At 39.2% G+C, this 11034-nt stretch carries 11 protein-coding genes; 10 read left to right on the top strand and 1 reads right to left on the bottom strand.

Translation table 11 applies throughout. The annotated features are described in order from the left end of the window. Window positions 1–667: 667 nt before the first annotated feature. The 3 genes from arcB to mtgA all read left to right on the top strand — a co-directional run bounded on the left by arcB (window position 668) and on the right by mtgA (window position 4614). The gene (gene arcB / locus ABN080_RS08510) at window positions 668–3004 is read left to right on the top strand and encodes an aerobic respiration two-component sensor histidine kinase ArcB (protein WP_196554783.1); all 2337 of its coding nucleotides are present in this window, start codon (window positions 668–670) and stop codon (window positions 3002–3004) included. A gap of 237 nt (window positions 3005–3241) precedes the next feature. After that, complete coding sequence (gene elbB / locus ABN080_RS08505; protein ID WP_072069863.1) at window positions 3242–3892, top strand: isoprenoid biosynthesis glyoxalase ElbB; 651 nt, start codon at window positions 3242–3244, stop codon at window positions 3890–3892. A gap of 20 nt (window positions 3893–3912) precedes the next feature. After that, complete coding sequence (mtgA, locus tag ABN080_RS08500) at window positions 3913–4614, top strand: monofunctional biosynthetic peptidoglycan transglycosylase (RefSeq protein ID WP_196554782.1); 702 nt, start codon at window positions 3913–3915, stop codon at window positions 4612–4614. A gap of 2 nt (window positions 4615–4616) precedes the next feature. On the opposite strand, the gene ABN080_RS08495 is transcribed toward mtgA, so the two are convergent. Continuing rightward, on the bottom strand, window positions 4617–5507 hold the full coding sequence (locus ABN080_RS08495) for an AraC family transcriptional regulator (RefSeq protein ID WP_196554781.1): 891 nt from the start codon (window positions 5505–5507) through the stop codon (window positions 4617–4619). A gap of 486 nt (window positions 5508–5993) precedes the next feature. Here ABN080_RS08495 and ABN080_RS08490 point away from each other — a divergent pair, with 486 nt between their 5' ends. Genes ABN080_RS08490 through ureG form a run of 7 tightly spaced genes read left to right on the top strand, consistent with a single transcriptional unit; the run spans window position 5994 to window position 11030 of the window. Next, on the top strand, window positions 5994–6830 hold the full coding sequence (locus tag ABN080_RS08490; RefSeq protein ID WP_349440826.1) for an urease accessory protein UreD: 837 nt from the start codon (window positions 5994–5996) through the stop codon (window positions 6828–6830). Window positions 6831–6851: 21 nt separating this feature from the next. Beyond that, entirely contained in the window at window positions 6852–7154 is a 303-nt protein-coding gene (locus tag ABN080_RS08485; RefSeq protein ID WP_004908484.1) for an urease subunit gamma, read from the top strand. 8 nt (window positions 7155–7162) lie between these two features. Continuing rightward, complete coding sequence (locus tag ABN080_RS08480) at window positions 7163–7489, top strand: urease subunit beta (protein ID WP_196554779.1); 327 nt, start codon at window positions 7163–7165, stop codon at window positions 7487–7489. Continuing rightward, entirely contained in the window at window positions 7486–9189 is a 1704-nt protein-coding gene (gene ureC / locus ABN080_RS08475) for an urease subunit alpha (RefSeq protein ID WP_196554778.1), read from the top strand. Before ABN080_RS08480 ends, ureC begins: the two co-directional genes overlap by 4 nt. A 26-nt stretch (window positions 9190–9215) precedes the next feature. After that, window positions 9216–9713: an urease accessory protein UreE gene (gene ureE, locus ABN080_RS08470; protein WP_196554777.1), complete on the top strand. Its 498-nt coding sequence runs from the start codon at window positions 9216–9218 to the stop codon at window positions 9711–9713. 24 nt (window positions 9714–9737) lie between these two features. Beyond that, window positions 9738–10403 carry an urease accessory protein UreF gene (locus tag ABN080_RS08465; protein WP_072069744.1) on the top strand — a complete coding sequence of 222 codons (666 nt, stop codon included), beginning with the start codon at window positions 9738–9740 and terminating at the stop codon, window positions 10401–10403. A gap of 9 nt (window positions 10404–10412) precedes the next feature. Further along, window positions 10413–11030, top strand: a complete 618-nt coding sequence (ureG, locus tag ABN080_RS08460; RefSeq protein WP_072069743.1) for an urease accessory protein UreG — start codon at window positions 10413–10415, stop codon at window positions 11028–11030. The last annotated feature ends 4 nt before the right edge of the window (window positions 11031–11034 follow it).

The raw sequence follows: 11034 nt of genomic DNA, 5'->3' as shown, positions 1-11034 counted from the left end.
GCTTCCTACTTAGTTTACTGGGCACCTCAAAAAAGAGCGCAAAGGAACGTTTTGGCTCAAAGTATGTAGGTAAATTTATGGGTACTCAGTCGGGTGATGTTGTGTTTGCCTAGCTTGATGTGTTTTTTATATTGCTATGCAATGCCTTTTCAACTTATCGATAAATAAAAATCAGGTCAATGTGTAGGGATATTTGACTGAGATAAAACAGATAAGGAAGTTTTTATTTTAATATATTGATTAATAACTAAATTATTCTATTTTAAAATAGTAAGGAAGTGATTTTTTAATGTGAGCTATATCACTTTATTTGAGCGGTTTAGCTTTATCTCATCCTTTAATGATAAAAACGGGTAGTGAGTTATTCTAATGGATATATTGATTTTGGAATTTTATTGTTTTTATACATTTTGTATAAAAAAAGACAAATTGAATTTTTCCTAATAAGGTCTATTTATCGTTGATATCTCTATTGTTTATGTTACTTGGTTTTGTATTATTTTTATGAATGCATATATCTCGGATAGGCTTGTTGAGAGAAAATAAACAGTTAAATCAAACAAAATAATGAAAAATAGCCTCTCTTAATTAGATTTCTGAATGTTCGCCACTGCGCCAATTCATTTTTGGGTTATCATTCCATAGATTCAATATATTGGAGTTTTCAATGAAATTGCTCAAAGGGCTTGCCCAATACTACGTTGACTTAATGATGAGGCTAGGGCTTATTCGCTTCTCGTTGTTGTTAGCTTCTGCATTAGTTGTTTTAGCGATGGTTGTTCAAATGGCGGTAACATTCTTGCTTGCAGGTGATGTTACCAGTATTGACCTTGTTCGCTCTATTTTCTTTGGGCTGATTATTACGCCTTGGGCTGTCTATTTTCTTTCGGTTGTCGTTGAACAACTGGAGGAATCACGACGCCGTTTATCTCGTATGGTAGATAAGCTTGGTGTAATGCGACAGCGTGATTTAGAGCTTAATTCTCAATTAAAAGAGAATATTGAGCAATTAAACTTGGAAATTCAAGAGCGTGAAAAAGTTGAAAAAGCGCATCTCGAACTTTTGGAAAAACTCAAAAATGAAATGAAGCGTCGTGAGTTGACGCAAATAGAACTGGAACAACAATCTTCACTGTTACGTTCATTCCTTGATGCCTCTCCTGACTTGGTTTATTACCGTAATGAAGATAATGAATTTTCAGGATGTAACCGCGCAACAGAATTACTGACGGGTAAAAGTGAGAAGCAACTTATCGGTTTAACACCACTTGATGTATATGACGAAGATATTGCGATAAAAGTGATGGAAACCGATGAGAAAGTTTTTCGTCACAATGTCTCACTTACGTATGAGCAGTGGCTGGTTTACCCGGATGGGCGAAAAGCCTGTTTTGAATTACGTAAAGTGCCGTTTTATGACCGTATTGGTAAGCGTCATGGATTAATGGGCTTTGGACGTGACATTACAGAGCGTAAGCGCTATCAAGACGCGTTAGAGAACGCTAGCCGTGATAAAACTACCTTTATCTCAACAATCAGCCATGAATTGCGTACACCGCTTAATGGCATTGTTGGGTTAAGTCGTATTTTATTGGATACCGAGCTTTCACCAGAGCAACTCAATTATTTAAAAACGATCCATGTGAGTGCGATTACGTTAGGTAATATTTTCAATGACGTGATTGAAATGGATAAGATTGAGCGTCGAAAAATTCAGCTAGATAACCAGCCAATCGATTTTACTGAATTTATTTCTGATTTAGAAAACCTTTCAGGGTTGTTAGTACAGCCAAAAGGATTGAAATTCACACTCGAAGCAGAGGAAACCTTACCACATAAAATAACCTCTGACGGAACTCGATTACGTCAGATCTTATGGAATCTCATTGGTAATGCTGTGAAATTTACGCAAGAAGGTGAAATCAAAGTTCGCATTTGGCAAGAAGCCCCTGATAAGTTGTTCTTCGAAGTCAAAGACAGTGGTATCGGTATCCCTAAAAGTGAGCTTGAGAAGATTTTCGCAATGTACTATCAAGTCAATGATAGTCAAGGTGGACGTTCTGCAACAGGAACAGGGATTGGACTTGCCGTTTCAAAACGCCTAGCACAGCATATGGGCGGTGATATTCATGTAGAGAGTGAGTTAGGTAAGGGATCTGTCTTCACGCTCACTATCGTTGCTCCTACGATTGAAGAACATCTTGATATTGAGAATGATGATGAGTTCTTATTGCCAGCATTAAATATTCTGCTTGTTGAAGATATTGAGCTTAACGTTATTGTCGCCTGTTCAGTTTTAGAGAAGTTAGGTAATACCGTTGATGTAGCAATGACCGGACAAGAAGCTTTATCGATGTTTAAGCCTGATGAATATGATTTAGTGCTATTAGACATTCAATTACCTGATATGACAGGGTTTGATATTTCAAGAAAATTACGTCAAGAATTTGACAGTAATGAACTTCCGCCATTGATTGCATTAACTGCAAATGTTTTGAAAGATAAAAAAGAGTATTTAGATGCGGGAATGAACGACGTATTGAGTAAACCACTTTCTGTAGATGCGCTTACCGCAATTATCAACAAATTCTGGGGAGATGGTGCGGTTTCTGTGCCATGTAATGAGCCATCGGAATTGTTGAATAAAAATGAAGAGTTGTTAGATATAGACATGCTGAATCAATACATCGAACTTGTCGGACCTCAATTAATCACTGATGGTTTAGATGTTTTTGAAAAGATGATGCCAAGTTATATGTCAGTCCTCGAATCTAATCTGACAGCACGTGATCAGAAGGGCATCACTGAGGAAGGACATAAAATCAAAGGAGCCGCGGGTTCTATTGGTTTAAAACATTTACAGCAACTCGCTAAACAGATCCAATCACCGGAATTACCTGCTTGGTGGGACAATGTGCAAGAGTGGGTAGATGAACTAGGGAAGGATTGGAGAAAGGATGTGGAAAGTTTAAGAAACTGGTTAGCAGGGGCTAGAAAAAAATAACCCCAACCGAAGGTTGGGGTGCGCGAATACTGCGCCAACACCAGGGAAACTTTTCTATCCGCTTTTTTTGATTCTCATTGCATAGGCGAATAGGATGAAACTATTCCATACATCATACAAGCAACAAAATAGCAAAGATAAGTTTTTTTGTTACAAGAAACATTTAAATATGTGATGGCGATTGGTGTTTACACCTATAAATGGGTAACTAGTAATCTACTACAAATGGAGAAAGATATGAAATCAATTGCGGTAATTTTAAGTGGCTGTGGTGTGTTTGATGGAAGCGAAATCCATGAATCAGTACTAACAATGCTTGCTTTAAGCCAAAATAATGCTGAAGTTCATTATTTTTCACCTAATGATTTACAACCAACTGTAATTAATCATATTACAGGTGAGGAAAAATCAGAAAAAAGAAATATGATGGAAGAATCTTCGCGTATTTCTCGTGGAAAAATATCCCCTTTATCAGATGCAAAGGCCGAAAACTTTGATGCAGTCATTATTCCTGGTGGCTTTGGTGCTGCGAAGAATTTATGCAACTTTGCCACGAAAGGGAGTGAGTGTGAAATTAACAAAGATCTCTTAAGGTTTGTTCAAGCCATGCATCAACAGAAAAAACCATTAGGGTTAATCTGTATTGCTCCCGTTATGTTACCGAAAATGTTAAATGCTCCAGTTAAATTAACAATAGGAAATGATATTGCAACAGCCAGTGCTATTGAAAAAATGGGGGGGATCCATATAGATTGCCCTGTTGATGACATTGTTGTTGATGAAGAATATCGAGTAGTAACCACTCCTGCATATATGCTTGCGCAGTCTATTGCACAAGCACAGGTAGGTATTGAGAAATTGGTTAAGAAAGTCCTTGAAATGGCTTAATGTATAGGCGAAAACAGCAGATGACACTGGTGAGAAAGTTAAAGAAACTATTAATTATTCTAATTGCTTTGTGGCTGTTAATAGTTGTGCTGTTTTCTTTTTTACCAGTGCCTTTTTCTGCTGTTATGATCCAAAGACAAATTTCTGCTTGGAGTGAGTTTGATTTCTCTTATGTGTCTCATTCCACTTGGGTTGGTGAAAAAGAGATAGCACCAGCGATGTATTTGGCGGTTATTGCTTCTGAAGATCAAAATTTCCCCAAACATTGGGGTTTTGATTTTGATGCTATTGAGAAAGTTTTCAAAAAAAATCATAACGGTGGGAAAACATTACGAGGTGCATCGACAATTTCTCAACAAACAGTCAAAAATCTTTTTTTATGGGATGGTCGTAGTTGGATAAGAAAAGGGCTTGAAGCAGGCATGACGCCCGTTGTTGAGCTGATCTGGTCAAAAAAACGTATTTTAACGGTATATCTAAATATTGTTGAGTTTGGTGATGGGATCTTTGGTGTAGAACAGGCCTCCCAACATTATTTTAGAAAGCCTGCTAAACAACTTACTCAACAAGAAGCAGCCCTATTAGCTGCAGTTTTACCTAATCCCCACATCTATCACGTCAATAAACCTTCAGCTTACGTCTTAAAACGTCAACAGTGGATCCTAAATCAAATGCGATTATTAGGTGGAGTCACTTTTTTAAAGAAAAATGATTTGTCATAACATTATAAAGTTTGAAATATTTTTCTATCTGGCTCTGCAATTTTTTCTGACAATTTCGTTATTGCAGAAGGATCATTAGCCTGACGAGATTGAATTCGAAATTGTGATGGCGTGATACCGTATTTACGTTTAAAAGCATCGCAAAAATAGGCATTACTCCCAAAGCCACAACGATGGCTGATTTGAAAGACAGAATAATTAGAGAATGTTAGATAATTTAAGGCGATCCCCATTCGGACATCTAATAATAATTGGCAAAATGAAACCCCTTCTTTATTTAAATGGCGACGCAGTGTTGATGGGGTGGTAAAGAGCGTTTTTGCTACATCTTCTAAATGCCATTTTCGTTGTGGATCTTGTGTGATTAAATGCGTAATTGCCTGATTTTTTGGCTCGTCATAATTAAATCGGAAGATATTTAAAATATCGACGCCTTCTTGATATACCGCCATTAAAATAAAGAACAGACACTGTTGCATAAACATGGTTTCTTGAGAAGGAGAGCCATGAGGTAGCGGTAAACACTGTTTGAGTATGCCAAAGTTGCTTTTTACCACTTCAGGTGTGGATAAATGATAAGCAGGAAGATGGCTTGTCAGTGGAGAGCTTGATTTAATTAAAGGCTTTAATAAAGAAAAGACAGATTGAAGCTCTGTTTCGCATAAAACGAGGGTATGTAGTTCAATCGATTTATGGGTGAATTGATTAACAATATCACAGGAAACTTGGCTATATTTGGGAATAATAAGAGTCAAATGGGTTGATACATCAATAGTTTGTCCATTGATGCAAATTGTACCTTTTGCGCCACTAACCATCGCTATCATCGGATTTTCGATGTAAAACGTTTTTAAAGACATCTGGTTAGAAGACAGAATGTGTTTGTATTCCATAATCTCCAATATACCGCAGGCAAGCTAAGCATCAATGTTGCTTAAATATTTAATATGAACTCATTTATTGTATAAACGAATAAGTTATATCTAGAATAAATAGAGAGATTATTCTAGTTAAGAATGAGAGCTATCATGCGAAACTGCACGACAGTCGCACAGAATATAATCCCGTTGATAAAAGATGACAATATAGATATACGCTCATTTTCTACATTTATTTTAATCAGTGTTATTTTTTCTAAATAAAATGCTATTTATTTAAAACGCATTTTTCGTAATAAGGTGTAGAATCGCGCGTCACAGACGAAGGGGATTATCCTGTTTTTAGGTTATCACAGTTTGTCTTTTTACCCACACCCTATCCAACATTCATTAGCTTATTTTCTATTTGATTTTGAATGACACAATCTTATGGATAGTGCTGTATGTTTTCACGTATTTTCCTGATTTATTGATAATTTTGCCGAGTTGGCAGGAGTGAGTATGTCTGACTTTTCAGGGAAGGGTTGGCTTGCTGAAATCGTTTTACGTTATGACGTAAAACGGGGAATGACACGTCTTACAGAAAAACGCCATGTTGGCCCGCTAATGGTTCAGCGTCCTTTTTATCCTGAGCAAGGTATTGCACACACTTATTTACTCCATCCTCCAGGTGGGGTAGTCGGTGGTGATAAATTACTGATCAATATTGATGTTCAATCTGAAGCTCATGCATTGCTTACCACACCTGGTGCAACCAAGTTTTACCGTAGTGCTGGTGGTGTGGCTCGTCAAATTCAAACATTAAAGGTCGCATCGAATGGTTTTTTAGAGTGGCTTCCACAGGAGAATATTTTTTTTCCTGATGCTCAAGTACATCTAGAAACACATATTCATATTGCATCTACTGCCAGATTTATTGGGTGGGAAATTCAATGTTTTGGTCGTCCGGTTTTAAATGAATGGTTTGAAAATGGCAATGTTAAAGGGCGCTTTAATTTTTATATTGATGAAAAGCTGACATTAACAGAATCGCTTTTTGTTAATGGTTTACAAAATAAAGCCGCCGCAATGCGTGAGTTTCCCATGTTGGGTTCGCTTTATATTTATCCAGCAACTGATGAATTAAAAAATCTTATTCAACAATGTGTTGAGGCTTTTTCAGCCTCTTATAACCCTGTTATCGAATATGGTTTAACCGATGTAGACGGTATTTTAGTTTTACGGCTATTAGGCTCACAAACAGAGCCGATGATGGCGTGTTTTGCTCAAGTTTGGCAAACCGTCAGACAACACTGGTTAGGGTATTGCCCTGAGCCGCCTCGTATATGGGCGACATAATCGTTAATTTTAGGAGCAGAAATGGAATTAACACCAAGAGAAAAAGATAAATTACTGCTTTTTACAGCGGGCCTTGTTGCTGAAAGACGCTTAGCGAGAGGGCTTAAGCTTAATTATCCTGAAGCAGTTGCATTGATTAGTTGTGCCATTATGGAAGGTGCTCGTGATGGTAAAACCGTTGCCCAGTTAATGAGTGAAGGACGCACTGTTTTAACGGCAGAGCAGGTGATGGAAGGGGTACCAGAAATGATAAAAGACATTCAAGTAGAGTGTACGTTTCCTGATGGTACAAAACTTGTTTCTATCCATGATCCTATTGTGTAGGTAACAACATGATACCCGGTGAAATTAGAGTTAACCAAACATTAGGCGATATTGAGCTTAATGTAGGCCGAGAAACAAAGACAATACAAGTGGCTAATCATGGTGATAGACCCGTACAGGTGGGGTCTCATTATCATTTCTATGAGGTAAATGATGCGCTGAAATTTGAGCGAAAAGGCACATTGGGTTTTCGTTTAAATATTCCAGCAGGTATGGCGGTTCGTTTTGAACCCGGTCAAAGCCGTACAGTTGAATTAGTGGCTTTTGCAGGAAAACGTGAAATTTATGGTTTTCACGGCAAAGTGATGGGTAAATTGGAGAGTGAGAAAAAATGAAAACTATCTCACGTCAAGCTTATGCAGACATGTTTGGCCCAACAACAGGCGATCGTCTGCGATTAGCCGATACAGAGCTTTTTCTTGAAATTGAAAAAGATTTCACCACTTATGGTGAAGAGGTTAAATTTGGTGGTGGTAAAGTTATTCGTGATGGCATGGGGCAAAGCCAAGTTGTCAATGCCGAGTGTGTTGATGTGCTTATCACTAACGCCATAATTTTAGACCATTGGGGTATCGTAAAAGCGGATATCGGTATTAAAGATGGCCGTATTGTGGGTATCGGTAAAGCAGGCAACCCTGATGTGCAACCTAATGTGGATATTATCGTAGGGCCTGCCACTGAAGTGGTTGCGGGTGAAGGTAAAATTGTTACTGCTGGTGGTGTTGATACCCATATTCACTTTATCTGTCCTCAACAAGCACAAGAAGGTTTAGTCTCTGGTGTGACTACTTTTATTGGTGGTGGCACAGGGCCCGTTGCAGGAACGAATGCAACCACAGTCACGCCGGGTATTTGGAACATGCATCGCATGCTAGAAGCCGTTGATGAATTGCCTATTAATGTGGGGTTATTTGGTAAAGGTTGCGTGAGTAGACCGGAAGCAGTTCGTGAGCAGATTGAAGCAGGGGCTATTGGTCTAAAAATTCATGAAGATTGGGGCGCAACACCAATGGCAATTCACAATTGCCTTAATGTTGCTGATGAAATGGATGTGCAAGTCGCTATTCACTCTGACACCTTAAATGAAGGTGGTTTTTATGAAGAAACGGTAAAAGCGATAGCAGGTCGTGTGATCCACGTTTTCCATACAGAAGGTGCTGGCGGTGGGCATGCGCCGGATGTGATTAAATCAGTTGGGGAACCGAATATTTTACCTGCATCAACCAACCCAACGATGCCTTATACCATTAACACGGTAGATGAACATCTCGATATGTTAATGGTTTGCCATCACCTTGATCCTTCTATTCCAGAAGATGTGGCCTTTGCTGAATCTCGTATTCGTCGCGAAACTATTGCTGCGGAAGATATCTTACATGATATGGGTGCTATTTCTGTTATGTCGTCAGACTCACAGGCAATGGGGCGCGTAGGTGAAGTTATTCTTCGTACTTGGCAATGTGCGCACAAAATGAAATTACAACGCGGTACATTAGAAGGTGATACTGCTGAAAGTGATAACTGTCGCATTAAACGCTATGTAGCGAAATACACTATTAATCCTGCTTTAGCGCATGGTATTGCACATGAAGTGGGTTCTATTGAAAAAGGGAAGTTGGCTGATCTGGTTTTATGGGAACCGGCTTTCTTTGGCGTGAAACCCGCATTGATCATGAAAGGTGGAATGGTTGCTTATGCACCAATGGGGGATATTAACGCAGCTATTCCAACGCCTCAGCCTGTGCATTATCGCCCAATGTATGCCTGTTTAGGTAAAGCAAAATACCAAACGTCAATGATCTTTATGTCAAAAGCCGGCATTGAAGCCGGTGTGCCTGAAAAGCTTGGCTTAAAGAGCTTAATTGGTCGAGTCCAAGGTTGTCGTAGCGTGTCAAAAGCATCGATGATCCACAATAGCTATGTGCCACATATTGAGCTAGATCCACAAACTTATATTGTGAAAGCAGATGGTGTGCCATTAGTGTGTGAGCCTGCAACACAATTACCGATGGCACAACGCTACTTCCTCTTTTAATCGGCGTGTTATTGAGAACATAGAGAATGAAAAGATTTACTCAACTTATTGATCAACCAAAAGCACTTGAAATAGCAACACGAGAAACATCGGCTCTTACTTTGTGCTTAACGATGGATGAAAGAACCAAAAGCCGTTTAAAAGTCACATTAAGTGATGGGCAAGAAGCTGGGTTGTTTTTGCCCCGTGGTACGGTGCTAAAAGAGGGCGATATTTTACTGTCAGAAGATAATACGCTAGTCACAATTGAAGCCGCAAAAGAGCAAGTTTCTACAGTGTATAGCGAAGATCCGCTGTTATTAGCTAGGGTTTGTTATCACTTAGGCAATCGCCATGTTCCATTACAAATTGAAGCTGGCTGGTGTCGCTATTTTCACGATCATGTTTTAGATGATATGGCGAGAGGCTTAGGCGCAAACGTCGTCGTTGGCTTAGAGAAGTATCAGCCAGAACCGGGCGCTTACGGTGGATCATCAGGTGGTCATCATCATCATTCTCATGACGATCACCATCATCATCACTAATTATTTGAATAAGGGAGCCTATTGATGCTTGCAGATCTACGCTTATATCAATTAGTCAGTCCTTCTTTACCGGTGGGATCGTTTACTTATTCTCAAGGGCTAGAGTGGGCAATTGAAAAAGGTTGGGTTTGTTGTCCTCAAACGTTAACGGCTTGGTTAAGTACTCAAATGACAGGTACTTTAGCAACGTTAGAGCTCCCTATATTACGACGATTACAAGAAAGCTTAGCTCAAACTAAAATGAGTGAAGTGAAATATTGGTGTGATTTTATTGTCGCAAGTCGTGAAACTAAAGAATTACGACAAGAAGAGCGCCAACGAGGTATTGCTTTTGCTCGTTTACTTCCTCAATTAGATATTGAGTTAGATGAAACCTTACAAGCCTGTGTAAAACAGACACAACTGATGGCATTTGCGTTAGCAGCTGTGAAATGGAACATTTCCTCTGAAAAATTATGTTGTGCTTATGCTTGGGGGTGGCTTGAAAATACGGTGATGTCAGGTGTAAAACTTATTCCATTAGGACAAAGTGCAGGACAGAAAATTTTGTTTACATTAGCAGAACAGATCCCTGCGATTGTTGAGCAATCTGCACATTGGCCCACTGAAGATATTGGGAGTTTTACACCTGCGCAAATTATTGCCAGTAGTCGTCATGAAACACAATACACTCGACTTTTTCGCTCATGAGAAACCTATATGCAAGAATATAATCAACCACTGCGTATCGGTGTTGGCGGCCCTGTTGGATCAGGCAAGACAGCACTGTTAGAAGTTCTTTGTAAAGCAATGCGTGATACATATGAAATCGCGGTTGTTACAAACGATATTTATACCCAAGAAGATGCCAAGATCTTAACGCGTGCCGAAGCATTAGACGCTGATCGTATTATTGGTGTGGAAACAGGGGGATGTCCTCATACCGCTATCCGTGAAGATGCTTCGATGAATCTTGCCGCGGTTGAAGAGTTGGCAATACGTCACAAGGATCTTGATATTGTTTTTGTGGAGAGTGGTGGTGATAACTTGAGTGCCACTTTTAGTCCAGAGCTTGCAGATTTAACCATTTATGTTATTGATGTGGCGGAAGGGGAAAAAATTCCACGTAAAGGTGGCCCGGGTATTACTCATTCTGATCTGCTCGTGATCAATAAGATCGATCTAGCTCCTTATGTTGGCGCCTCATTAGAAGTAATGGAAGCTGATACTGCAAGAATGCGTCCTGTGAAGCCTTACGTTTTCACCAACTTAAAAGAAAAAGTAGGCTTGGAAACTATTATTGATTTTATCATCGATAAAGGGATGTTAAGACGCTAACAGC

This window comes from Proteus sp. fly-1089 (genome assembly GCF_040138965.1).
GTDB classification, from domain to species: Bacteria; Pseudomonadota; Gammaproteobacteria; order Enterobacterales; family Enterobacteriaceae; genus Proteus; species Proteus vulgaris_B.
The sequence above is the reverse complement of the archived record's forward strand: the minus strand, read 5'-3'. Positions and strand labels throughout refer to the sequence as shown.